The organism is Streptomyces venezuelae, assembly GCF_008642315.1.
GTDB classification, from domain to species: domain Bacteria; phylum Actinomycetota; class Actinomycetes; order Streptomycetales; family Streptomycetaceae; genus Streptomyces; species Streptomyces venezuelae_D.
The window spans coordinates 915,551-940,264 of record NZ_CP029192.1; the positions used below are offsets into that span (position 1 = coordinate 915,551).

The 24,714-nt window shown below is 70.8% G+C and carries 19 protein-coding genes; 9 read left to right on the forward strand and 10 right to left on the reverse strand.

Features of this window, described 5'->3' with window-relative positions:
- The first annotated feature begins 21 nt into the window (after positions 1-21).
- Together DEJ48_RS03915 and DEJ48_RS03920 are read left to right on the forward strand one after the other, a co-directional pair.
- The gene (locus DEJ48_RS03915) at positions 22-984 is read left to right on the forward strand and encodes an ABC transporter permease (protein ID WP_150214484.1); all 963 of its coding nucleotides are present in this window, start codon (positions 22-24) and stop codon (positions 982-984) included.
- Complete coding sequence (locus DEJ48_RS03920; protein WP_190537193.1) at positions 981-2,009, forward strand: ABC transporter permease; 1,029 nt, start codon at positions 981-983, stop codon at positions 2,007-2,009. The genes DEJ48_RS03915 and DEJ48_RS03920 overlap by 4 nt, the downstream gene beginning before the upstream one ends.
- 15 nt (positions 2,010-2,024) lie before the next feature.
- On the opposite strand, the gene glgC is transcribed toward DEJ48_RS03920, so the two are convergent.
- Genes glgC through DEJ48_RS03935 form a run of 3 tightly spaced genes read right to left on the reverse strand, consistent with a single transcriptional unit; the run spans position 2,025 to position 5,230 of the window.
- A complete protein-coding gene (gene glgC / locus DEJ48_RS03925) occupies positions 2,025-3,245 on the reverse strand; it encodes a glucose-1-phosphate adenylyltransferase (RefSeq protein ID WP_150214486.1) in 1,221 nt (406 codons plus the stop codon).
- 30 nt (positions 3,246-3,275) lie between these two features.
- Positions 3,276-4,442, reverse strand: a complete 1,167-nt coding sequence (gene glgA, locus DEJ48_RS03930; RefSeq protein WP_150214488.1) for a glycogen synthase — start codon at positions 4,440-4,442, stop codon at positions 3,276-3,278.
- Positions 4,443-4,489: 47 nt separating this feature from the next.
- Positions 4,490-5,230, reverse strand: a complete 741-nt coding sequence (locus DEJ48_RS03935) for an IucA/IucC family C-terminal-domain containing protein (RefSeq protein ID WP_223831880.1) — start codon at positions 5,228-5,230, stop codon at positions 4,490-4,492.
- 245 nt (positions 5,231-5,475) lie between these two features.
- Here DEJ48_RS03935 and DEJ48_RS03940 point away from each other — a divergent pair, with 245 nt between their 5' ends.
- Positions 5,476-6,537: a DMT family transporter gene (locus DEJ48_RS03940; protein ID WP_150214492.1), complete on the forward strand. Its 1,062-nt coding sequence runs from the start codon at positions 5,476-5,478 to the stop codon at positions 6,535-6,537.
- 58 nt (positions 6,538-6,595) lie between these two features.
- On the opposite strand, the gene DEJ48_RS03945 is transcribed toward DEJ48_RS03940, so the two are convergent.
- The 6 genes from DEJ48_RS03945 to DEJ48_RS03970 all read right to left on the reverse strand — a co-directional run bounded on the left by DEJ48_RS03945 (position 6,596) and on the right by DEJ48_RS03970 (position 14,451).
- Positions 6,596-7,897, reverse strand: coding sequence for a transglycosylase family protein (locus DEJ48_RS03945; protein WP_150214494.1), 1,302 nt, complete (start codon positions 7,895-7,897; stop codon positions 6,596-6,598).
- A 133-nt stretch (positions 7,898-8,030) separates the two neighbouring features.
- A complete protein-coding gene (locus tag DEJ48_RS03950) occupies positions 8,031-9,011 on the reverse strand; it encodes an acetylxylan esterase (protein WP_150214496.1) in 981 nt (326 codons plus the stop codon).
- Positions 9,012-9,921: 910 nt separating this feature from the next.
- Entirely contained in the window at positions 9,922-10,632 is a 711-nt protein-coding gene (locus DEJ48_RS03955; protein ID WP_150214498.1) for an aspartate/glutamate racemase family protein, read from the reverse strand.
- A complete protein-coding gene (panD, locus tag DEJ48_RS03960) occupies positions 10,632-11,060 on the reverse strand; it encodes an aspartate 1-decarboxylase (protein ID WP_150214500.1) in 429 nt (142 codons plus the stop codon). The genes DEJ48_RS03955 and panD overlap by 1 nt, the downstream gene beginning before the upstream one ends.
- A gap of 138 nt (positions 11,061-11,198) precedes the next feature.
- Entirely contained in the window at positions 11,199-12,557 is a 1,359-nt protein-coding gene (gdhA, locus tag DEJ48_RS03965; RefSeq protein WP_190537195.1) for an NADP-specific glutamate dehydrogenase, read from the reverse strand.
- A gap of 262 nt (positions 12,558-12,819) precedes the next feature.
- Positions 12,820-14,451, reverse strand: a complete 1,632-nt coding sequence (locus DEJ48_RS03970) for a M4 family metallopeptidase (protein WP_150214504.1) — start codon at positions 14,449-14,451, stop codon at positions 12,820-12,822.
- Positions 14,452-15,055: 604 nt separating this feature from the next.
- On the opposite strand from DEJ48_RS03970, the gene DEJ48_RS03975 reads away from it, so the two are divergent.
- Entirely contained in the window at positions 15,056-16,075 is a 1,020-nt protein-coding gene (locus tag DEJ48_RS03975; RefSeq protein ID WP_150214506.1) for an NAD(P)H-dependent flavin oxidoreductase, read from the forward strand.
- 153 nt (positions 16,076-16,228) lie between these two features.
- The gene (locus tag DEJ48_RS40895) at positions 16,229-17,014 is read left to right on the forward strand and encodes a hypothetical protein (protein ID WP_317850899.1); all 786 of its coding nucleotides are present in this window, start codon (positions 16,229-16,231) and stop codon (positions 17,012-17,014) included.
- A 63-nt stretch (positions 17,015-17,077) separates the two neighbouring features.
- Here DEJ48_RS40895 and DEJ48_RS03985 read toward each other — a convergent pair whose 3' ends face one another.
- Complete coding sequence (locus DEJ48_RS03985; RefSeq protein ID WP_150214508.1) at positions 17,078-18,583, reverse strand: purine-cytosine permease family protein; 1,506 nt, start codon at positions 18,581-18,583, stop codon at positions 17,078-17,080.
- Positions 18,584-18,662: 79 nt separating this feature from the next.
- On the opposite strand from DEJ48_RS03985, the gene DEJ48_RS03990 reads away from it, so the two are divergent.
- The 4 genes from DEJ48_RS03990 (at position 18,663) to DEJ48_RS04005 (ending at position 24,560) form a co-directional block, all read left to right on the forward strand.
- Complete coding sequence (locus tag DEJ48_RS03990) at positions 18,663-19,343, forward strand: TetR/AcrR family transcriptional regulator (protein ID WP_150220942.1); 681 nt, start codon at positions 18,663-18,665, stop codon at positions 19,341-19,343.
- A 613-nt stretch (positions 19,344-19,956) separates the two neighbouring features.
- Positions 19,957-21,609, forward strand: a complete 1,653-nt coding sequence (locus DEJ48_RS03995; protein WP_150214509.1) for an amidohydrolase — start codon at positions 19,957-19,959, stop codon at positions 21,607-21,609.
- Between the two features lie 188 nt (positions 21,610-21,797).
- On the forward strand, positions 21,798-23,354 hold the full coding sequence (locus tag DEJ48_RS04000; protein WP_223831881.1) for a vanadium-dependent haloperoxidase: 1,557 nt from the start codon (positions 21,798-21,800) through the stop codon (positions 23,352-23,354).
- 249 nt (positions 23,355-23,603) lie between these two features.
- Positions 23,604-24,560, forward strand: coding sequence for an MBL fold metallo-hydrolase (locus DEJ48_RS04005; RefSeq protein ID WP_150214511.1), 957 nt, complete (start codon positions 23,604-23,606; stop codon positions 24,558-24,560).
- Positions 24,561-24,714: the final 154 nt, after the last annotated feature.

Consider the following 24,714-nt stretch of genomic DNA (forward strand, 5'->3'; position numbering starts at 1 on the left):
CCCGCACCCACGGAGCTCCCCATGACCGATCTCGCCCTCGGCCGCCCGGCCGCCGACCGCGACCGCCTCCTGCGCCTCCTCCAGAACTACGGCGTCTATCTGGGCGTCGCCGTCCTCCTCCTCGTCAACATCGCCTTCACCCCGCACTTCCTGTCCGGCGAGAACTTCCGGACCCAGGCCGTCCAGGTCGCCCCCGTCCTGGTCGTGGCGCTCGGCATGGCCCTGGCCATCGGCAGCGAGGGCGTCGACCTCTCCGTCGGCTCGGTGATGGCGCTCTCCACCTCCCTCGTCTCGCTCTACCTCGGGTACGGGATGTGGGTCGCCCTCGTCGTCGCGCTGCTCGGCGGCATGGTGGTGGGCCTCGCCAACGGGTCGCTCATCGCGTTCATCGGGGTGCAGCCCATCGTGGCGACGCTCGCCCTGATGGTCGCGGGCCGCGGCCTCGCCCTGGTCCTCCTCCCCCAGCTCAAGAACGTGCGAGACCCGACGATGGCGTCGCTCGGCTCGGGTGACCTGCTCGGCGTCCCGTACCTGGTGCTCATCGCGACGGCCCTGGCCCTGCTGGTCGCCTTCGTGGTGCGGCGCACCACGTTCGGCCGGCAGCTCCTCGCCATCGGCGACAGCCGCCCCGCCGCGCTCCTCGCGGGCCTGCCCGTACGCCGCGTCCTCATCGTCGTGTACGTCGTCTGCGGCGCCCTCGCCGCGCTCGCCGGGGTCCTCGCGACCGCGCGCCTGAGCGCGAGCGACCCGACGTCGCTCGGCAACCTGATGGAACTCTCCGCGATCACCGCGGTGGTGGTCGGCGGCACCCCGCTGAGCGGCGGACGCGTCCGCATCGGCGGCACCGTGGCCGGCGCGGTCCTCATCCAGCTGCTCACGGCCACGCTCATCAAGCACGACCTGCCGCCGTCGTGGACGCAGATCGCCCAGGCCGTGGTGATCGTCCTCGCGGTCTACGCGGCACGCGAGAGGGGCAAGCGATGACCATCGACACGAAGAGTCCGGCGGACCCCGTGGACCACACCGCCCAGCAGGAACAGGTCGCGGGCCCCTCCCGCTCGGAGCGGCTGAGCGCCCTGGCGCAGCAGCACGGCGCGCTCGTCACCCTGATCGTCGCGGTGGTGGCGGCGTCGGTCGGCTTCGACACGTTCATGACGGCCGACAATATGGAGAACATGGCGGTGTCCTCCGCGTTCCTCGCGGTGGTCGCGCTCGGCATGACGTTCGTCATCGTCACCGGCGGCATCGACCTGTCGGTCGGCTCGCTGTTCGCCCTCGGCGGTGTGCTCGCCGCCTGGGGCTCGCAGTACGGGACGGCCGTCGCGCTGCTCCTGCCCCTCGCGGTCTGCGGCCTGATCGGTCTCGTCAACGGCCTGCTGATCGCCCGTGCGCGGCTCGCGCCGTTCATCGTGACGCTCGCGGCGATGCTGGCGGCCCGCGGCATCCTCCTGTCGGTCACGGACGAGGGTTCGAAGACGTACCTCGTCGACAAGGACTCCTTCTTCGCGACGCTCGGGCAGGGCAAGGTGCTCGGCGTCGGCGCCCCGGTGTGGATCACGGTCGCGCTGTTCGTGGCGGGCGCGGTCGTGCTGCGTCGCACCCGGTTCGGCCAGTACGTGTACGCGGTCGGCGGGAACGAGGACGCGGCGGCGCTGATGGGCGCCCCCGTGGCCCGTACGAAGATCGCCGTGTACACGGTGTCGGGGCTCTGCGCGGGGCTCGCGGGAGCCCTCAACGCGGCGTGGCTGGTCTCCGGGGTGACGATCCTCGGCTCCGGCATGGAGCTGGAGGCGATCTCCGCGGTCGTCATCGGCGGCACGCTGCTCACCGGCGGCTTCGGGTTCATCAGCGGCTCGCTGGTGGGCGTGCTGCTCCTCAAGGTCATCCAGAACGTCATCAACCAGATCGGTTCGCTCGACTCGGCCTACCAGCAGGTGGTCAGCGGCGCCTTCCTGGCGGTCGTGGTGATCGCGCAGACGTGGCTGGGGCGCAGGCGCCGGGTGCTGTGAGCGTGGACCCGCGGTTCACATCGGTACGATCTGGCCCTTGCCCAGGGCGATCACGCCGCCCTTGGACACCGTGTACAGCTCCTCGTCGCGGTCCGGGTTGACGCCGATCGTCGCGCCCGGCGGCACGTCGACGTTCTTGTCGAGGACGGCGCCCCGCACGACCGCGCCGCGCCCGATCCGCACGTTGTCGTGCAGCACGGAGCCCTGGACGACCGCGCCCTCCTCGACGGTCACACCGGGCGAGAGGACGGAGCGGGTGACCTGGCCGCGGATGACGCAGCCGGGGCTGACGATGGACTCGCCCGCGATGCCGCCCGCGCAGAACTTGGCGGGCGGCAGGCCGTCGGAGTGGGTGTAGATGGGCCAGCGGCGGTTGTCCAGGTTGAAGACGGGGTGGTCGGAGATCAGGTCCATGTGGGCTTCGTAGTACGAGTCGAGGGTGCCGACATCGCGCCAGTAGCCGTGGTCGCGCGGGGTCTCGCCGGGGACGTGGTTGCCGTCGAAGTCGTACACCTGCGCCATGCCGCGCTCGGTGAGCAGCGGCAGGATCGAGCCGCCCATGTCGTGCGCCGAGTGCTCGTCCTCGGCGTCCTGCTGGAGGGCGTCGACGAGCGTCTTGGTGGTGAACAGGTAGTTGCCCATGGAGGCGTAGACCTCGTTCGGGGAGCCGGGTAAGCCGGGCGGGTCGGTGGGCTTCTCCAGGAACCGTGCCACCTTCGTGCCGTCCCGCGCGGGCGTGATGATGCCGAACGACGACGCGTCGGCGCGCGGCACCCTGATCCCCGCGACGGTCACGGCGGCGCCGTTCTCGATGTGCTGCTTCAGCATGTGGCGCGGGTCCATGCGGTAGACGTGATCGGCCCCGAACACCGCTATGTAGTCGGGCTGTTCGTCGTGGACGAGGTTGAGGGACTGCAGGATGGCGTCGGCGCTCCCGGAGAACCAGCGGGGGCCCAGGCGCTGCTGCGCGGGCACCGGGGTCACGTAGTTGCCGAGCAGGCTCGACATGCGCCAGGTCGTCGACACGTGCCGGTCGAGCGAATGCGACTTGTACTGCGTCAGGACGCAGATGCGCAGGATGTCCCCGTTGACGAGGTTGGAGAGCACGAAGTCGACGAGGCGGTAGGTGCCGCCGAACGTGACCGCTGGTTTGGCCCGGTCGGCGGTGAGCGGCATGAGCCGCTTCCCCTCCCCGCCGGCGAGCACGATTCCGAGCACCGAAGGTCCACCGCGCATGCGTGCCCCCTACTTGTCGGGCGTATCCGGCTATCTGTCGGCGTGCAGGATCTCCTCGTACACCTCGACCGTGCGCCGGGCGACCACGTCCCAGCCGAACTCCCTGAGCACGCGGTGGCGCCCGGCCCTGCCCATCGCGCCGGACCGCTCCGGGTCGGTGGCGAGGCGGTTCATGAGCAGCCCGAGGTCGTGCTCGAAGTCGGCGGGTTCGCTCTCCCGGTAGGGCACGAGCAGCCCCGTCGTGCCGTCGCTCACGACTTCCGGGATGCCGCCGACCCGTGAGGCGACGACGGCGGTGCCGCACGCCATCGCCTCCAGGTTGACGATGCCCAACGGCTCGTACACCGAAGGGCAGACGAACACCGCCGCGTGTGTGAGGAGTTGGATGATCTGCGGGCGCGGCAGCATCTCGGGGATCCACTGGACGCCGGCCCGGTTCCGGCTCAGCTCCTCGAAGAGCGTGCGGAACTCGCGGTCGATCTCGGGGGTGTCCGGGGCTCCGGCGCACAGCACGAGCTGCACGTCCCGGTCCAACTCCTTCGCCGCGCGCAGCAGGTGGGGAACGCCCTTCTGCCGGGTGATGCGGCCGACGAACAGGACGTAGGGCCGGTCGAGGTCGATGCCGAGGCGTTCCAGGACGTCGGTGCCGGGATCGGGCCGGTAGAGCTCGGCGTCGATGCCGTTGTGCACGAGGTGGACCTTGGCCGGATCGATCGCCGGATAGCAGGCGAGGATGTCCTCGCGCATCGCGCCGGACACCGCGATGACGGCGTCGGCGGCCTCGGCCGCGGTGCGCTCCGCCCAGCTGGACAGGGCGTATCCGCCGCCCAACTGCTCGGCCTTCCAGGGGCGCAGCGGCTCCAGGGAGTGCGAGGTCATCACGTGCGGGACGTCGTGCAGCAGCTTGCCGACGTGTCCTGCGAGGCTCGCGTACCAGGTGTGGGAGTGGAGCAGTTCACGCCCGGCCAGCGATGCCGCCATGGAAAGGTCGACGGAGAAGGTGCGCAGCGCGTCGTTCGCGCCGTCGAGCGCGGGCCACGCCTGGTGCCGCATCAGCCCGTTGGATGCACCCTCCCCCCAACAGTGCACGTCGAGGTCGGTGAGGGAGCGCAACTCCCGTGCGAGGAACTCGACATGGACGCCCGCCCCGCCGTAGACGTCCGGTGGATACTCCCGGGTGAGCAGCCCCACCTTCACGTAGAACCCTCCGTCGTCCGCCCGATGCCGGCCGCGCAACCTCATGGTCACCCAGACGCGGCCCCGGGGGAAGACCGCTGCGGCGGCCGTTCGAAGCAGCAGTCCCCGCACAGCCCGCCGCTGGGGCACCGGTAGTAGAGGCAGCAGCTGCGGCGCCGGAAGGCGGTGCCCCGCAGGGTGCCGGTGCCGCGCAGGTCGGGATGGTCGAAGAGGTCATCGGCCAACGCCAGCGCCCGCTCCCCGACCTCCGGGCGCCCCGACCGCCGGGCCCAGCCGTGCAGTTCGCGCGCCGCCCCCGCGAGCGCGGAGCCCGCGTTGCCCCACAACAGTCCGGCGGAGATCCGGTACCGGGCGCGCAACGCGGCGGACAGCGGCTCCAGATGGCCGTGCTGCACGACGTCCCGCACGGTCGCGGCGTCGCCCCGCAGCGGGCGTACGTCGGTCAGCCACAGGTCGTCGGGCGAGGTGCCGTCCGCGTCCCAGTGCAGCAGCGCGGGGTCGAGGTCCGGCACCCGCCCGTGGAGCGCGGCGGAGCCCAGCGCCACCGACCAGAGCCGGGCGGCGAGCCCCAGCTGGGCCACGGACACCGCGATGCGGTCTTCGGGGGCGCCGAGCCGGCCCGCCACCTTGCGGACGCGGAAACCGATCGGATCGCCGGATTCCGGTGCCGCGGGCCTCTCCGCGTACACATCCACGAGCGGTCGTGCCCCGCCGGGCGGCGATCCTTCGCGCAGGGCGAAGAATCCGCCGACGGAGCCGAGTTCTGCCAGGTCGATGAGGGTGGTCACGAAAGAAGTACAGCAAGCCCGCCCCGCCGTCCGACCCTGGGGTCCCCCTTCGGTCACTCTCCGCCGACGAGGAGTAACCCCTCCGGGGGAGGACATCGGCAAGGTCGTACTCCATCGGCAGTAGGACGGATTGCCTGCTCAAGTACGACGACGTAGAGGCGTTCCGGCGTCATCGTTGTCATCATGGAAGCAGACCGTTCGCCAGACCGGGTTCACCGGACGCACCGCACCCCGCGGAGCACCTCATGAGTGCTTTGGCACTGTCCGTGCTGCTCTCCCTCGTCTCAGCCGTCGCGTACGCCGGCGGGGCGATCCTGCAGGAGCGCGTGGCGGCAACGACCCCCGGGCAGCGGTACGCACCGCTGCGCCGCGGAGCCTGGTGGGTCGCGATCGCCCTCAACGGCCTCGGCGCCCTCCTGCACGTGGTGGCGCTGGCCTACGGCCCGCTGAGCGTGGTCCAGCCGCTGGGCGCGCTGACCATCGTCTTCGCGCTGCCCATGGCCGCCGTGTTCGTACGCCGCAGGGCCGGGGCCACCGCCTGGCGGGGCGCGCTCATGGCGACGGTGGGACTCGCCGGGCTCCTCTCGCTCACCTCGTCGTCCGACTCCCAGACCCTGGCCGACCCGGAGCGCGTCGTGCTCGCCCTGGTCACGGGCGGCGGTGTGCTCGGCCTGATGGTGGCGGCGCACGCGGCGCACCGGCATCCGGTGATGCGCAGCGTGCTGCTCGCCTGCGCGGCGGGCGGCGCGTTCGGCATCGCGTCCGTCTTCACGAAGACGGTGGCGGTCGACCTGGACCAGAACGTCGCGGTGGTCGAGCAGCTGCCGAGCCTCGCCGTGATCGCCGTGCTCGCGGCGGCAGGCGTGCTGCTCTCGCAGGCGTCGTACCGCGGCGCGGGCCTTGCCGCGCCGCTGTCGACGGTGACCGTGGTGAACCCGGTCGTCGCGGCGGCGGTCGGTCTGACCCTGTTCGGAGAATCCTTCCGGCACGGCGCCACGGGCACGGTTCTGGCGCTCGGCAGCGGGGTCGTGGCCGCGTGCGGCCTGATCCTCCTCACGACGGAGCGGATCGCCCGGGAGACGTCGACGGTGACGGTGGCGCAGGGCGGCCCTTCGCCCGCCGCCGAAGCGGCGGGCACCTCGGCGGGTGCCTCCTCAGCGGAGGAGGAGCCGTCGCGGAAGGAGTCAGAGCCGCGTTCCGCACCGGGCGGCGGGCTGCCCGCGGTGCCCTCTCAGCAGCCGGTGGTGGCGCACCGCAGGACGCGGCCGCGGCACCACCCGGGGCGGCACGAGCGCATGGTGTCCTGACGTGCAGTCCTGACGTGCAGGTGAGTGTTCTCGAAGCGCGCTGAGGCTTCGTCGTCCCTCAGATGCGCACGCCGCGAGCCCGCAGGTAGGCGAGCGGGTCCACGTCGGAACCGAAGCCGGGCCCCGTCCGCACCTCGAAGTGCAGATGCGGGCCCGTGCTGTTCCCGGTGGACCCGGACCGGGCTATCCGCTGCCCGGCGCCGACCTGCTGCCCCGCCTTCACCGAGAGCGCCGACAGGTGTCCGTACTGGCTGTACTTGCCGTCGGCGTGCCGGATGACCACCTGGTAGCCGTAGCTGCCGCCCCAGCCCGCCGAGACGACGCGGCCGGCGGCGACGGCCTTGACGGACGTGCCGGTGGGCACGGGGAAGTCGACGCCCGTGTGGTAGCCCTTGGACCAGGACCCGCCCGCCGCGCGGTAGGGCGTGCTGGGCGAGGCGGCGACGGGGGCGGAGGCGCCGGAGGAGGCGCGGGGAGCGGCGTTCTTCGCCTGCGGGGCGGAGGTCTGGGGCCGCTTCTGCTGCACGCGCTGGTGCTCGCGTTTCTTGGCGGCGGCGGCCTTCTCGGCCGCGCGTTGCTCGGCTGCCCGCCTCTCGGCGGCGCGCTTCTCGGCTGCGCGCGTCTCGGTGGCCTTCCGCTCGGGCGTCGTCTGCTTCTGCCCGCCGGCGGTCCGCCCGTGGCCTCCCTGGCCCCCACGGCCTCCGTGGACGGAAAGCCGCTGCCCCGGCGTGATCAGGTCGGGGTCGTCGCCGATGACACGCCGATTGGTGTCGTACAGCTGCTGCCAGCCGCCCCGGACCCGCCGGTCGTCGGCGATGCCGGAGAGCGTGTCCCCGCGGACGACGGTGTACATCTCGGCGGTGCCCGCGGCGGACTGCGGGGTCACCTCGGGCTTGACGTCCTTGACGTCGCGCTTGGGCCGCTCGGGCTTGCTCGCGGCCTTGCCGGGGCCGCGGGCGGGCGTGACGTCCGGCGAGCCGCCGCCGCGGGTGAGTCCGGCCTTCGCCGAGCAGACCGGCCAGGCGCCGGGCCCCTGCGCGCCGAGCACCTTCTCGGCGACGGCGATCTGCTGGTCCTTCGAGGCACGGTCGGCGCGCGAGGCGTAGGCCGTGCCGCCGTACGCCTCCCAGGTGGACTGCTTGAACTGGAGGCCGCCGAAGTAGCCGTTGCCGGTGTTGATGCTCCAGTTGTTGCCGGACTCGCAGGCCGCGACCTTGTTCCACGTGTCGACGTCGGCCGCTCCCGCGGTGCCGGCGACGGTCAGCGGGAGTGCCATGCCCGCGCTGCCCGCCGTGACGGTCAGCGACGCGCGGTTGATGCGGTTCGGCTGATACCGGCGGTGCCGGCCGCGTACGGCCATTGGAGCCCCCTCGGACACACGTCATCACGGATTGCGCACGAGTGCGCCGCACTGCGGTCACACGACAAGCCCGCAAGCTAGCGGGTCGGTGATTCCGTGACAAGAGCGCGGGGAGGGGGCGGGGTTGAGCGTCTCACGCCCTCAAGTACTGCTGCAGCCACTCAAGTTGGACACCTTGCTGGTAGGGGCCGCCGCCCTCGTGATCGTTGAAGGCGTACACCTCCATGGAACGTTCCCTTCCCGCGTACGCGTTGAAGGCCGCGAACACCGTCGAGGGCGGGCAGGTCATGTCCTGGAGGGCCGCGGAGAAGAGGGCGGGGGCGCGCCCGCGGGCGGCGAAGTGGACGCCGTCGAAGTACGACAGGGTCTGGAACACCTGCTCCTGGCCGCCCCGGCGGGCCTTCAGATAGGCGCCGATCTCGCTGTACGGGAGGCGGTCCGTGAGGGTGGTCGCGCGCGGGAAGTCGCAGAGGAAGGGCACGTCGGGCGTGACGGCGGCGAGGTCGGGCACGAGCCCGCCGACGGCGAGGGCGAGTCCGCCGCCCTGGCTGACGCCGAGCACGGCGACGCGCGTCTCGTCCACGAGCGGGTGGGACCGGGCGGCCTCGACGGCGCGTACGGCGTCGACGTACAGGCGCCGGTAGTAGTAGTCGTGCGGGTCCTCGATGCCGCGGGTCATGAACCCGGGGTGCGCGGGCCCGCTCCCCACGGGGTCGGGGGTATCGCCCTGCGCCCACCCGCCGCTGCCCTGTCCGCGCGTGTCCATCACGAAGTGCGCGAACCCGGCCGAGGCCCACAGCAGATGCATATGGGGCAGCCCGCGTCCTCCTCCGTACCCGATGTACTCGACGACCACGGGAAGCGGGTCGCCTCCCTCGGCCCCGGCGGGCAGGACCAGCCATCCCTTGACGGGGTGCCCCCCGAACCCGGCGTAGGTGACGTCGAAGATCCGCACCCCGGTCAACGGCGACTCCACGACGTCGAACCGGGCGTCGAGCCCGTACTGCCGCGCCTCCAGCAACGTCTTCTCCCAGAAGGTGTCGAAGTCATCGGGCTCGGGCAAGTCGGGCCGATATCGGCGGAGTTCGTCGAGGGGAAGGTCGAACTGGGGCACGGGCGACTCCTTTTGGGGTGGGGGGAGCTGGATTCCGGGGTCGGGGCCGGGGTCGGGGTCGACTGAGGCGGGGCAGCTGCGCTTGGCCGTGAAGACGCAGGGTGACGCAGGGCCGGGCAGCGTAGGGCTGAGCGGGTCTGGGGGGCCACGCTATGACAGTGCCCGCACGGCCGACAGGGAGTCCGGCGGGTGTACGTCGGGCGGCATGCCGCACGCGGTCGCGTCGTGTCCGAAGCGGTCATACGCCGCCTCGCCGACGACACCCCCGCCTTCGCCTCAGTGCCGCGCGCCCGCCCACACCTGGTCCAGCACACACCGCCCGCCCGCCGCGCACCCACGAGGGCGCGCTGCCCGAGGCCCACGTACTCCCGCACAGCCGGCCCCACCCGGCCTCACGCGCACTGACGGTGCAACTCGGGCACGAGGAGGCGGGGCAGAGTCGGGGCGGAACCGAATCAGAGCCTGGGCAGGACGGAAAGGGGACGCGGACCAGCCGACCCACGCCCCCTTCTACTGATTACGCCCCTACGCCCCTACGCCGGCAGCAGCCTCAGCGCATCGGCCCGGGCTGCGGCTCGGGGGCCGGGTCGGGTCCCGGCTGGGGAATCGGAGACGGAGGCGGCGGATCCGGGCTGGGCCGCGGCTCCGGGCGCGGTACGGGATCCGGGTCCGGGAAGGGCCTCTCCGGCTCCGGCGGCGGTACGGGGTCAGGGTCCGGGAAGGGCCTGACCGGCCCCGGAGTCGGCGCGGGATCGGGGAACGGTTGAGTCATTGCACTCCTCCAGCAGTGGTACGCCAGCGGTTCCTCCCCGCGTACCCGACGGCCCCGCGTCCAAGCCTTCCACGGTTCCGGACGCCCTGCCCGCGACGGACACCCGCAGGCGGGACCCGCACTCGTGCCACCGTCCCCCTACTCCCGCCCCCTCCCCGCGACCAGCGCGGCAGCAGCCGCGAGACCGGGCCGAGGACTGGACAGCACCGGCACGCGCACCCGCACGTCCGCGACGAGCGCCTCCGCCCCCGCCATGGAGGCCTGCGCCAACACGATCGCGTCGGCGTCCCGCACGTCGCGCACCGCCCGGGCGACGGCCTCGGCATACCCGTCGGCATCCCCCGCCTCGAACCGGTCCCACGCCTCGTCGATCACCACGGCCCGTACGGATACATCCCGCCGGACCCGCCGCGCCTCTTCCTCGACGAGGACGGAGGTCGGCCCCACGGTGGACGCGACCGTGGCGAGGACGACGACCCGGGAGCCAGCGGCGACGGCCGCGGCGGCCATGGGCCGGTCGACCCGTACGACCGGAACCCCCAGGTCACCCCCGAGGTCCTCGGCCACGCCACCGATGGTGGAACACGTACAGAGCACGGCACCGACCCCGCCCCCACCACTCCCCCCGGTGACCCGCACGAGGGCGGCGCGCACCGCGGGGACGACGGCGTCCGGTCCTTCCCGCCGGGCCCGCGCCAGGAGCTCCTCCTCCACGTGGTGGTGCAGTTCGAGCCCCGGATGCTCAGCGTCACGAAGACCGTCGAAGACGGGAACGTGCACGGGAGAGGTATGCAGAACCCCTAGAACACTTGAGAGGCCCCGTGCACCAGACACACCAGAGGCACCCATCAGACAGCAATTCGGCGACTCTGCGGATTCCGCACCATCTCCGTGTCCCCCGGCACCGCCTCCGCCGGATCGTCCCCGAGGGCGACCACGCGATTGCCCTCGTCGACATGGACGACCCGCGGCCGCAGCGCCCGCGCCTCGGCGTCCTCGACCTGCGCGTAGCTGATGATGATCACCTTGTCGCCGGGGTGGACGAGATGCGCGGCCGCACCGTTGATCCCGATGACACCGCTCCCCCGCTCGCCCTCGATGGTGTACGTCTCCAGCCGCGCACCGTTCGTGACGTCGACGATGTGCACGAGCTCGCCGGGCAGCAGGTCGGCGGCGTCGAGAAGGTCCGCGTCGATGGTGACGGACCCGACGTAGTGCAGGTCGGCCTGGGTCACCGTGGCGCGGTGAATCTTGGACTTGAACATCGTTCGCAACATGACAATGCTCCCGAAAGGTAGGCTCCCTGCCTGCGTTCTTGCAGGTCAAGGGCTGTCTTGCCACCTTACATCGAGCCGTATGCTTGCGTCCTCGGCCCCAGGATCACCGGGTCGACCGACGTCAGATGTCGACTGACGTCAGATGACCCCCTGCGCGGACATCGCGTCCGCCACTCGCTCGAAGCCGGCGATGTTCGCGCCCGTCACGTAGTTCGCGGGAGCGCCGTAGCGCTCGGCGGTCTCGTGGCACGTGCGGTGGATGTCGTTCATGATGTGCGTCAGTTCCTCCTCGACACGCTCCGCCGACCACGACGTACGGGCGTGGTTCTGCGCCATCTCCAGCGCGCTGACCGCCACGCCGCCCGCGTTGGCCGCCTTGCCGGGGCCGAAGGAGACGCCCGCCTGCTGGAAGAGGCGCACGGCCTCGGGCGTCGTCGGCATGTTGGCGCCCTCGGAGACCGCCTTCACGCCGTTGCGGATCAGAGCGGCCGCGTCGTCGGCGTCCAACTCGTTCTGCGTGGCCGACGGCAGCGCGATGTCGGCCGGCACCTCCCAGACCCGTCCGCCCGGCACGAAGCGGGCGGAGGCACCTCGGCGCTCGGCGTAGGTGTCGACCCGGGCGCGCTCCACCTCCTTGACCTGCTTGAGGAGATCGAGGTCGATGCCCTTGTCGTCGATCACGTAACCCGAGGAATCCGAACAGGTCACGGCGTTGGCGCCCAGTGCGGCGAGCTTCTCGATGGTGTGGATGGCGACGTTTCCGGAGCCGGACACGACCGCTGTCCGGCCCTCGAGGTCCTCGCCGCGCTCACGCAGCATCGCCGCCGTGAACAGCACGTTGCCGTATCCCGTCGCCTCCGGGCGAATGAGGGAGCCGCCCCAGTTCCGGCCCTTGCCGGTGAGGACGCCCGCCTCCCAGCGGTTGGTGATGCGCCGGTACTGCCCGAAGAGGTAGCCGATCTCCCGGCCGCCGACGCCGATGTCACCGGCTGGCACATCCGTGTGCTCGCCGATGTGCCGGTACAACTCCGTCATGAACGACTGGCAGAACCGCATGACTTCCGCGTCGCTGCGGCCGCGCGGATCGAAGTCGCTGCCGCCCTTGCCGCCGCCGATGCCGAGGCCCGTCAGCGCGTTCTTGAAGATCTGCTCGAAGCCGAGGAACTTGATGACGCCGAGGTTCACCGACGGGTGGAAGCGCAGGCCGCCCTTGTACGGTCCGAGCGCGCTGTTGAACTCCACCCGGAAGCCGCGGTTGACCCGTACGCGGCCGCGGTCGTCCTGCCACGGCACCCGGAACACGATCTGCCGCTCCGGCTCACACAGCCGCTCGATCAGGCTGGCTTCGGCGTACTCGGGATGAGCCGCGATGACCGGCGCCAACGTCTCGAGGACCTCGCGGACGGCCTGGTGGAACTCCGGCTGCGCCGGGTTGCGGTCTTCGATCTCGGTGCGCAGCCGCGAGAGCGCTGCCTTCGTCTCGGGTCGCGTGGTCAAGAGGGCCCTTTCTGACACGGTCGGCACCGGAAACCCGGCGGGGGACGCCGCCCACTTCGGTGCAGCGCACGGTCGGCACGCGCGGCAATCGCCACGCGCGGGACGCTCGAACCGCAAGCATCACCCGCATGTAAACACAATGTCCGGCGCTCAGGTCCAGAGAGCGACCACTATGCGAGATCGGGACGTGGCCGTGAGGGCCGCGATGCTCGGCGGGGCGGCGCCCGGTTCGGACGCCGCCCCTTACGTGACCGAGCGGGGGTTACTTGACGTTGACGCCGGTCCAGGCGGCGGCCACGCGCTTGTACTCGGTGGAGTTCGCGCCGTACAGGTCCTTCGCGGCGCTCAGCGTGCCCTTACGGGCCGCCTTGTAGTTGGTGGTCGACGTGAAGTACGTCGTCAGGGCCTTGTACCAGATCTTCTCGGCCTTGCCGCGTCCGATGCCGAGCACCTTGGAACCGTCGGCGGTCGGCGAGTTGTAGTTGACGCCGTTGATCCGCTTCTTGCCGCTGCCCTCGGACAGCAGGTAGAAGAAGTGGTTGGCGATGCCCGAGGAGTAGTGGACGTCGACGTTCCCGGCGTTGCGGCTCCACTTGTCCAGGGAGCCGCCGTCCTTGCTCGGCTTGTCCATGTAGCGCAGCGGGGAGCGGTCGCCGTTGATGTCGATCTTCTCGCCGATGAGGTAGTCACCGACGTCCTTGGGGTTCTTGGCCTTGAACTCCACGGCAGTGGCGAAGATGTCGGAGGTGGCCTCGTTCAGGCCGCCGGACTCTCCGCTGTACTCCATGTTGCCGGTCGCCGAGGTGACACCGTGCGTCATCTCGTGGGCCGCGACGTCGATCGAGGTGAGGGGCTTCTTGTTGCCCTCGCCGTCGCCGTACGTCATGCAGAAGCAGCTGTCGTCCCAGAAGGCGTTGACATATCCGTTGCCGTAGTGGACACGGGAGGTCGCGCCCTTGCCGTCGCCGTTGATGCCCTTACGGCCGTGGACGGACTTGTAGTAGTCCCAGGTGACCTGGGCGCCGTAGGCGGCGTCGACGGCGGCGGTCTGCGCATTCGAAGGCTTGCCGTTGCCCCAGACGTCGTTGGCGTCCTTGAAGAGCTTGCCGGAGCCGCTCTCGGCGTGCTTCAGGTCGAAGGTGCGGTGACCGCCTCGGGCCTTGTCCGTCAGCTCGTAGCCGCTCGAGACCTTCTTGGTGCCGATCTTGACCTTGCCGCTGTACTGGCTGTTGCCGGTGCCGTTCTCGATGGCCTGGTACTGGTACAGCTTCTTCCCGCTCGCGGCGTCCGTGATCACGTGCAGCTTGCTGGGCGTGCCGTCCTTCTGCACGCCGGTGACGACGGTCTCGTACGCGAGGACGGGCTTGCCGGAGGCGGCCCAGATCACCTTGCGCGGCGACTGTGCGTCGGCCTTGGCGGTCTTGGCCTTGGCGGCGGTCGACTCGGCCGACTTGGCGACGGAGGACTTGCCGAGCTTCGCGTCGGTGGAGGCGACCTTCACCGTCGCCTCGGTGGCCTTCGTGACACTCTTCACCTTGCCGCTCTTGGCGGTGTGCACGACGAGGTCGCCGCCGAGGACGGGCAGGCCGTCGTAGGTGCGCTCGTAGCGGGTGTGCGTGGTGCCGTCGGCGTCCTTGACGACGTCACGGACGACCAGCTTCTCCTTGGCGCCGAGGCCGATCTTGTCGGCGGTCGCCGATCTCTCGGCGCTCGCGTCCTGAATGAGGTCCGCTCTGGCCGAGGCCGAGAGGGCGACGGGTGCGCCGGACGGCTCGGTGTCCTCGCCCGGTTGGGCGGAGGCGCCGGAGGTCAGTCCGGTGGTGAGCAGCGCTCCGGCCGCGACGGCGGTGGCGATCGCGAGCGTCGAACGCTTACGGAATATGTGAGAGGTCACGCAGGCTCCATCTGTGGGGGCCCGGGAGGCATGGAGGGCCGCCCGGAGCAGAAGAAAGACGCGATGCGGGCGTGCAGCTTGTTGCTGTACGTGCAGCGTGTTGCGTGGGAGCGTGTCATTTCAACCAGGTACATGTCAGTATTTTGAGTGGATGTTGGCCGAAAAAGGTCCGTTGAGCGATGGTCTATGTACGCAATGCGAACAGTTCGTGAACGCGGTCGGGGTCGAGGTCGGGGTCGGCAACGTGACGGCTGCGCGGCGGAGTTGGCTCTCGCAGGGCTGTCCGCGCTGATCTGTGTGCGTCGTTCGACCGCATCGTCCTGCGGTGGTGGTGTGTTGGCGTGTTGGGCGTGCTGCGGGCTGCACACATGTCCAGACGCTCGCCACCCCACCCCACTTCGCCCCGCTCCCACGTGACCGAATCCGGTGTCCACGCCGCGCCCTGACCGGCAGGAGAATGCGGACGCGCGCGAAGGCGCGGACTCGGCACCTCGTCCGTCGCCACCATGGTCGAGCCCGCCGCCGACCTGCCGCGCGCCCGCCCCTGGGCACAGAGGCACACAGGTACACAGGCACAGAGGGACAGTTCAGGGAGGAAGCCGACATGAGTGTGCTCTCCACCGGACTCACCGAAAGGTTCGCCGTCCCGTACCCGTTCGTCTGCGCCGGGATGGCCTTCGCGGGTGGTACGTCCGAACTGGCGGTGGCCGTCTCCGGCGCGGGCGGCATCGGCGGGGTGGGGGCCGGGCTCATGCCCCCGGACACGCTCCGGCAGGTCATCCACGAGGTCCGTAAGGGCGTGGGCGACGCCCCGTTCCACATCAACCTCATCACGTACTTCGACAACGCCGAACACGTCCGCGTCTGCGAAGAGGAGCAAGTGCCCATCGTCTCCTTCCACTGGGGCCACCCGCCCGCCGACCAGATCGAGCGGCTGCGCGGGGCCGGGGTGTCGGTGTGGGAGCAGGTCGGCTCCGCCGACGCGGCCGGGCGGGCGGTGGACGAGGGTGTGGAAGTCGTCGTGGCCCAGGGCTGGGAGGCCGGAGGGCACAACTACGGCGGGCTCCCCACCATGGTCGGTGTTCCCGCCGTGGTGGACGCGGTGGCGGGCCGCGCGCTCGTCCTCGCGTCGGGCGGGATCACCGACGGGCGCCAGGTCGCCGCGGCGCTGTGCCTGGGCGCCGACGGCGTGTGGGTGGGCACCCGGCTGGTCGCCTCGCGTGAGGCACAGGTCCACCCCGAGCACCACCGCCGCTTGATCGCCTCGCAGGGCGAGGACACGGTACGCACCGGAATCTTCGGCCCCGAGTGGCCGGGGTTCAACCCGATGCGGGTGCAGCGCGACCGGGTGGTGGAGGAGTGGTCCGACCGCCCGGGCGAGGTGCCGGCCGTCCGCGACTCGCTCGAGCAGGTCGGCACCACAGTCGTGCAGGGCGAGGAGACTGTGCTGCGCAAGTTCAACGTACTGCCGCCCGTTCCCGCCACCGAGGCGGACTGGGAGGAGATGCCCTGGCTGATGGGGCAGGGCGTCGGGCTCGTCCACGACATACGGCCCGCGGGAGACATCGTCCGGGAGGTCATGGGCGAGGCCGAACGCGTCCTGACGGCCCGAAGGCAACGCTGAAGCGCCGTCCGACACGCGTCGGCGCCGAACTGGCGGCCGCCTACCGCGCGCTCGGCCACCGTGTCGTGGCCACCTCGCGCACCGTCGACGCCTCCCGGGACCGGACCCCCTGGTGATCCAGGGCTATGGGCCGGCCTGAACGACTTCGTCACCGTGGACCGGCCCGACCACGACCGCACGACAGCGCGGAACCTGCCGCCCACGGGCGACTGCTCGGCCTGGCAGACCTGGCACCGGGAACATCCCGAGGAATCCGAGGACGGGGTGGGCGCCTTTCCGGCCGTCGCGGAAACGCGGTCACTGATCGAGGCGATCGTGTCGGATTCCCCCGGTGCCGAGGGCGAGCAGTACTTCATGGTGGTCGACCTCCCGAACGTGTACAGCGGCGATCCCGTGATCGACCGCTACAACGCGCTCCTCGCCGGTCTCGCGGCGGACTGGCCCCAAGGAACCGGCGCACCCGCCAAGGACCACGTCCACATGGTGACCATGAGCAATCCGACCCAGGCCGTGCACAGTCTGATGGCCCGCTACTTCGTCGCCTCGCTCATGAAGAACGGGCACGCCCTGGGCAGACTCGACAACGACACCTACCCCCCCTCGAATCACCTCTCAGCGCACTGCCCCTCGACATCCCCACCACTTGAGCCCGGAAGGCGGATCACCGTGGACGTCTACGAAGCGGTCAGGAGCCGGAGGGCAGTGTGGGGGTTCTCCAGTGGTCCGACGCGGGCATGTACCTGCAAACAGTCATGCTGCTGCCGGACCGTCGCGGAGGTGGTGTCGCCCCCGGACGAATTCATCCTCTTCTGCGGCATGTCGATCGGCTTCGAGGATCAAGCGCAGGCCGGCCCGCGCACGGGCCGGGCACCACTTGAGGAGACCGTCAGATTCCTCGAGGATCAACCGCCGCCGAAGCAGACTTCGTTGACCATGTGAGCAGCGGATTACGGAACTCCTTGATGAACTGCCCATGACCCATGACCCAGTACCCATCTCCCATTACCCATCGCCGCGCCGGTTTCCGGTCCCCTGCAGCCGGGGCATGCGGCTGACCAGGGCGTAGCAGGCGCTCGCCAGGATCATGCCCACCGGCAGCGTGAGGTCGAGGCCGCCGAGGGTCGTGGCGAGTGGGCCCGTGTAGAGGGTGTTCACACAGAGCGCGGCCGCGGTGGAGCCCGTCAACAGGGCGCATGCGCCTGCCGGGTTGATGCCGCCGCGGTACCAGAAGGGACTGCTGCGGGTCTCGTCGGCGAGGGCCTGTCCGTCGTAGCGGGCACGGCGCAGGACGATGTCGGTGGCGTAGATCGCCGTGCTGGGACCGAGCAGGACGACGGTGAGCTGCAGGACATTGTTGACCGTGTCGAGGAAGTTGGAGACGAGCAGCGCGTACAGGGTGAGTGCGACCGCCGCCGTACCGTCGAACAGGACGCTGACCGAGCGGCGGATGCGCAGGCCCACGGCCTGGAGCGCGAGCCCGGCGCTGTACGCGGTGAGGGCGTTGATGGCGATGGTGCCGAGGACGAGTGCCAGCAGGAAGACGGGCGTGAACCAGGCGGGCAGGATCGACTCCAGGGCCGACTGCGGGTCGGTCATGTCGACGGTGGTCGCCGCGAGTGCGCCGAGGGAACAGACCACCATGCTGGGCAGGAAGCCGCCGAGCGCGGTCCAGCCGACGACCGCCCGTTTGGGCGTGGCGCGCGGCAGATAGCGCGAGAAGTCCGCACTCGTGGTGTACGACAGCGGGCCCGACGCGACGAGGGTGACCCCGGCGAGGGCGGTCGCCCACAGGTCGATGCCGGTCAAGCGGTGCGCGGGGGCGTACGAGAAGTCGGCGTGGCGGACCACGTAGACCGCGACGACGACGAACGCGGCGCCGAGGGCGAGCGTGATGAGTGGGTACAGCCGCACGATCACGGCGTGGCCGTAGACGCTGATGGTGAGGGTGAGCGCGGCGATGACGACGATCACGACGACCTTGACGCCGGTGTCCGCCGTGATGCCGACCTTCTCGACCAGCGAGAAGGCGGCCACCGCGGCGGCCGACAGGTTCAGCGCGAAGTAGCAGACGGAGATCAGCCAGCCGACGATCGCGTTGTTCACGCGGTTGCCGATGACGCCGTACAAGGCTCGCGTGATCACCTCACTGGGGGCGCCCGCGGCCGGTCCCGACACGGCGAGGAGGCCCGTCAGCGTCCAGAAGAGGTTGCCGACGGCGAGTACGGCGAGGGCCTGCCACAGGGTCAGGCCCATCAGGATCAGGGCGCCGCCTATCACCAGGCTCAGGTAGTTGACGTTGGCGGCGGCCCAGACCGGGAACAACTCGCGGGCCCTGCCGTGCCGTTCGGCGTCGGGGATGTGGTCGATGCCGTGGGCCTCGATGCGGCCGCCGCCGGGGCGGGACACTTCGTCGACTCCGTTCGCTTCGTGGACTTCGTCCGGAGCGGATCCTCCGTCGCGCGCCGCCGATTGGGAGCGTGGGACAGGGTCAGGAAGCGTGGATGCCATGGGCCCTCCGGAGTGCCGGCCGGCGCGTGACCGACCCACCTGCTTGCTTATTGGTCGCACACTCAATAACGTGACCGGCATGTCGTCAAGCGTTCAGCGCAAGCGAATTCGAAAATCTCCGGCCGCCAGACGTGCGGAAATCGTTGAGAAGGCCGCGGAAATTGCGCTTTCCGAAGGTCTGGAGTGCATCACGCTGCGCCGCATCGGCGAGGAGCTGGACGTGCGCCCGGGCCTCGTGAGCCACTACTTCCCCTCGACGGAGGAGCTGGTGGCGGAGGCGTTCGGCAGCGCGGCGACGGGGGAGCTCGATACGTTGCTCCCGGCCGAGCCCGCCGAGTCCGCTGGCGGCTTGAGCCCAGGGGCAGGTACGGGTACGGGTATGGGCACACGCTCGGCGACTGAGCGGCTCGCCGGGTTCTTCGCTCGCACGTCCGGTCCCGCCTGGAACGACATCAGCCGACTGTGGATCAACGCCCGCCACCTGACCCGCTACCGCCCGTCGCTGCGCGACCGGATCGCCCTGCAGGAGGCCGCGTGGCGGGGACGACTGGCCGCGGTCATCGAGGACGGCGTGACGCGGGGCGAGTTCCGCACACAGGAGGAGCCCTCGGTGGTGGCGGTGCAGATCCTGGTCGTGCTGGACGGGCTCGGGGCGGACGGCGGCGCCGACGCGGACATGCTGCCGCCTGTGGTGGCGCGGATGGCCATGACTTGGGCGGAGCGTGAACTGGGTCTGGAGCGAGGAGCGTTGGGGCCCTAGGCCGTAGCCGACACGTCAGCTCCTTCGCGGGCAACCCACGCACGTGTACGGATGCCCGGGCTTCCTCGTCGCGTGTGGGACACCCTCTGAGCGCCGATTCGGGAGACTCGAGCCCCAGCGCCGATCCGGGGCGCCGGGCCTCAAGCGCCAATCCGGGAGCGCCGAACCGTCAGGCCCGCCCCAGAGCCGCGAGCCGCGAGCGCCGCTCTGCGGGCCGCGAGCCCCGAACGCCGCGGGCACCAGCCCGCGATCCTGCGGACCCTGGTCCCCGATCAGCAAGCGTCGAGCAGTCGAGCGTCAATCCGCCAGCCCCGATCCCCGATCCCCGATCAGCAAACGCCGAGCGGCCGAGCGGCCGAGCGCCAATCCACGATCCCCTACCCCCGGACCGCGTTCCTCGACATCCGCCCCCGAACCACGTCGAGCCCAACCCACACAACCGACGCGCCCCGAGCACCCCACACCTCCACACCCCCCGCCCCCCCGCACCCCCCGCACCCCCAAAACCAGCACCGAAGCTTCGCACCCCCCGTAACCCCACTGCCCCACAACCCCCAACGCCCCAACGCCCCAACGCCCCAACGCCCCAACGCCCCAAGAAACAGGACCCCGCATGCACCCCACCCCCTCGTCACCCCTCTCCCCCACCCCCGACCTGATCCTCCTCAACGCCCGTCTCCTCGACCCGCTCGCCGGAGGCCTCCTCCCGCACACCGCCCTCGCCGCAGCCGAAGGGCGGATCGTCGTCCTCGGCGACGACCGGGACGTGCGCGCCCTCGCCGGCCCCCGCACCCGAACCCTGGACCTCAAGGGCTCCGTCGTGACCCCGGGCCTCGTCGACGGGCACCTGCACCCGGTGCACGGGGCCGAACTCACCGACGGGCTCGACCTGTCCGGGTGCGTCGACCTGGACGACGTACGCCGCGCTCTCGCCCGCGCGAAGCGGGATCTCGCGCCCGGGGCGTGGCTGCGCGCCTGGGGGCTCGACCCGAACGTGTTCGGAGACGGGCCCGTCGAGGCCGCCGCACTCGCGCCCGTCCTCGACGACGTACCCGCGCTGCTGCAACTCTTCGACGCGCACTCGACGTTGGCGAGCCCCCGCGCCCTGGCGCTCGCCGGGGTCGACGGTCCGCGCACCTTCGACCAGGCCGCCGAGATCGTCTGCGACGCGCAGGGCCGACCCACCGGCCTCCTCCTGGAGGACGCCGCCTGCGAACTCGTCGAACGAGCCGCCCCGCAGGCCACACGCGAGCAGCAACGCGCAAGGCTCGCGCGGGCCTTGTACGGGATGGCCGCCGCCGGACTCACCGGCGGCCACGCGATGGACGCGAACGGCGACAGCCTCGCGCTCTACGCCGACCTGGACACAGCCGGTGAACTACCCCTCCGGCTGCGGGTGTCGCCCTGGTGCCAGCCCGACGCCGACGCCGATGCGTTGCGCCACCTGATCGAACTCCAAGGCACCGGAGGTACGTTGTGGCGGACAGCCGGAGTGAAGCTCTTCATGGACGGCACCATCGACAACGGCACCGCATGGCTGGAGCGGCCCGACTGCCACGGTAAGTCCACGCACGCCTTCTGGCCGGACCCCGCCGCGTACACCCATGTCATCGGTGAGCTGCACCGCGCGGGTGTGCAGACCGCGACGCACGCCATCGGCGACGCAGCCGTGCGGCACGTTCTCGACTCGGTCGAGAAGGCACGCGGCGGCGGCCCGACCGGTGTGCGGCACCGCGTCGAGCACATCGAGACGGTGCCGGACGACACGGTCCGCAGGTTCGCCGAGCTCGGCGTCGTCGCCTCGATGCAGCCGACGCACTGCTGCGACTTCACCCGGGCCGACCACACGGACAACTGGTCGCGGCGGCTCGGTGAGGAGCGGGCCAAGCGGGCCTGGCGGTGTCGTGACCTGTGGGACGCCGGGGCGCGGGTCGTGCTCGGCTCGGACTGGCCGATCGCCCCGTACCCGCCGCTCACCGTCATGGCCGGGGCCCGGCACCGGCGCCCCAGCCGAGACCTGTCGCTGCCGCCGCACGGCCCCGAGCAGGCGCTGACCGGACTTGAGGCCTTGCGGGCGATGACGGTCAACCCGGCCTTTGCGGCTGGTGAGGAGCGGGAGTCGGGGGCCCTTGCCGTCGGGTTTCGTGCGGATCTGTCCGTGTTCGCCGAGGACCCGGTCGAGGCCCCCGCGACCGAACTCGCCGACGTGCCCGTGCGGTTGACCGTGGTCGGCGGCCGGGTGACACATCAGGGGGACGACCTCTAGGCGGAGGCGGCCTGCTTCCAGACGGAGAGACCGACAACCACCAGGCGGAGCCGCCGGGTTTTGGCCAAGGAGCCGCTCGGGGCCGGTCATTCCGCCAGGAGTGTGGGTCCCGTAGCGGTGCGCCGACGCGAGGATCTCGCCGCCACCAACCGGTGGTGCCACAGCAGTTGCGAGCGAAGGGGTTGCCCATGCCCAGACTCATGAACGACCGCCCCGCAAACGACAACCACACCCCGAACGACAACCACTCCCCCAATGACAACCACACCGCGAACGACAACCGCACCGTCACCGGCAGACGAACGGCACGCCGACGCCGGGCCCTGGCGGTGGCTGCGGTCCTGGCCGCCGCGAGCACGTCACTGACCGCGCTGCCGCAACCCGCCCACGCCGCGCCCCAAATCACCCGCACGGCGTTGCCGCCGCAATCCGCCCCCACCGCCCTGCCGCCGCAGACCATCGCGGACCCGGTGCACTACTGGAACGACGTGCTCATGGAGGTCGTACGAAGAGAAGGCGGCGGTCCGGGGCCGATGTCCCGGTCCGCCGCGATGCTGAACGCCGCCGTCTACGACGCGGAATCCTCGTACCAGCTCAAGTGGAAGGGCAAGATCACGTCCGAGCCCTACATCCGCGCCGAGAAGTACGCGGGCTGGGTCGAGGGCCCCGACGAGGAGGAACGCGTCGTCGGCCGCACGGCGTACAACATCCTGCTCGGGCTCTACCCGGCGCAGACCAACTACCTCGACGCCCGCTTCCGGGAGCGCTTCGGCACCGAGCCGACCGGCTTCGATCTCCTCGACACCACGATCGTCGGGCCGATGGTCAAGCAGATGCGGGACGCCCGCAACGGCGACGGTTCCGACAACGACCAGGTGTACGTCGCGGACGACGAGCCGGGCGCCTGGCGGCCCACGAGTTACCCCGACATGGTCGACCCCAGCTGCACCCGGGACAGCCAGGCCGTCACTCCGTTCTGGGGCCAGGTCAAACCCTTCGCGCTGACGTCGGGCTCGCAGTTCCGGCCGCCGACGCCCGGCATGTACGGCACCTACGCGAAGCTGCTGGCCAGCGACGCGTACAAGCAGCAGGTCGAGGCGGTACGCAGGGTCGGCGCCGACGGGCCCACGGACGCGACCCCTGACGTCGCGCGGACCCCGGAGCAGGAAGCGGTGGCGTGGTTCTGGGCGAACGACGAGGACGGCACGTACAAGCCGCCCGGTCAGCTCCTTCAGGCCACGCGTGAGGTCGCGACGCAGCGCAGACTCACCACGTACGAGAACGCCCGCCTGTTCGCGCTCGTCTCCATCGCGATGGCGGACGCCGGCATCGCGGTGCGCGATGTGAAGTACCTGACGCCGATCGACTTGTGGCGGCCGGTCTCCGCCATCCGGGACGGCGGTCTCGACCCCGACTGGAAACCCCTGCTCAAGACGCGTGCCGGGGTGAACGTCAGTCCGTGCTTCCCGGCGTGGGCCTCGGGACACGCCACGTTCGGGGCCTCCTGGGCCGGGGTGATGAAGCGGTACTTCGGCAACGACGACATCGCCTTCACCATGACCACCGACGAGCCGCAGTCGCCGGTCAAGTCCCGCTCGTTCACCAGCTTCAGCCAGGCAGCCAAGGAGGACGCCCAGAGCCGCGTCTGGCTCGGCGTGCACTTCCCCTGGGATGCCGAGGACGGACTCGCGCTCGGCGACAAGATCGCCAATCACGTCTTCACGACCAAGCTGCGCAAGCTCTGAGGGCCACTCAGATCCCCGCCGGATCGTCTCAGATCACCGGGGGCCGACCCAGTCGCGTCATGCGGAAGACCGTCCTCCAGCGCATCGGCGCGAAAGGACTTCCCCCCGACGGCACCGGCGTCGACGACACCGGCAGGAGAGCGAGCCTGACTGTCCGCCACCGCGCGGGACGGGTGGCCGCGCCGCCGTGTCGGCCTCGGTGCTGGACCCCACCTCCGGCGGACTGCTCGGGTCGGTCAGAATGCGGCCATGACTATGCCTCTGACTCTCCCTACGCAGCTCACCGCGGTGCCGGGCACCGACAGCCTCTTCTTGTGGAATCCCGAGGGCGCGGGCCGTTGGGGGTACGCGAACTGCTTGTGGATCGTCTCCGGGTCCGACGCGGCGGTGATCGACACCCCGTACGACGGGCCGATGACCGAGGCCATGATCGCCGCGGCCCGTCCGGTGCTCGGCAGCCGTACCGTGCGGACGGTGGTCAATACGCACGCGAACGGCGACCACACCTTCGGCAACTACCTCTTCCCCGACGCGGATATCGTCGCCACCCGTTCCGGGCACGAACATCTTCATCACGAGCCGACCCCGCAGCAGATGCACGCGCTGGTGCACGAGTCGCCCACGGATGTGCCGCTGGGCCGGTACCTGCGACACCATTTCGGCGTGTTCGACTTCTCGTCGGCCCGGCTCTGCCCGCCCACGTCGACGTTCTCGGGCCACCGCACGATCGCCGTGGGAGACACGGAAGTCGAGCTGCACGAGGTGGGTCCCGCCCATCACGTCGGCGATCTGGTGGTCCGCATCGGGGACGTGGTGTGCACGGGGGACGTCTTCTTCCACGGTGACCATCCGTCGCACTGGGTGGGCCCGCTGCAGAACGTCATCGATGCCTGCGAGCTCGTCCTCGGCTTCGACCCACGGATCGTCATACCCGGACACGGGCGGCCGACGGACCGGGCCGGGCTCGAGGAACACCTGGTCTATCTCCGTACCGTGCAGCGCGAGGTGCGCCTGCGGTACGAGGCCGGCCTGACGGCCGACAAGGCCATGGAGGACTTGTTCCGGCGGGAGTTCTACCCGGGCCTGGGGCTGCCCGAGCGTCTGATGATCCTGATCTCGGTGGAGTACAGCCACCTCGCCGGTCGTACACCGGCGCCCACCATCCTCGAACTCGCGGGTCAGGCGGCCGCCTGGTCGTACCGCTAGCGCTGCCGCCAGCGGCAGCGTGAGCGGGGCGGTGTCGCCCGCACGGCAGTGCGGGCGACACCGAAGGAACACGACCGGGGGAGGCCGTGCCCGCGGCACCCGAGCGCACGCCCCCCGTACGAAATTCGGTGCGCTGCAGGTGGGTAAAGCAAAC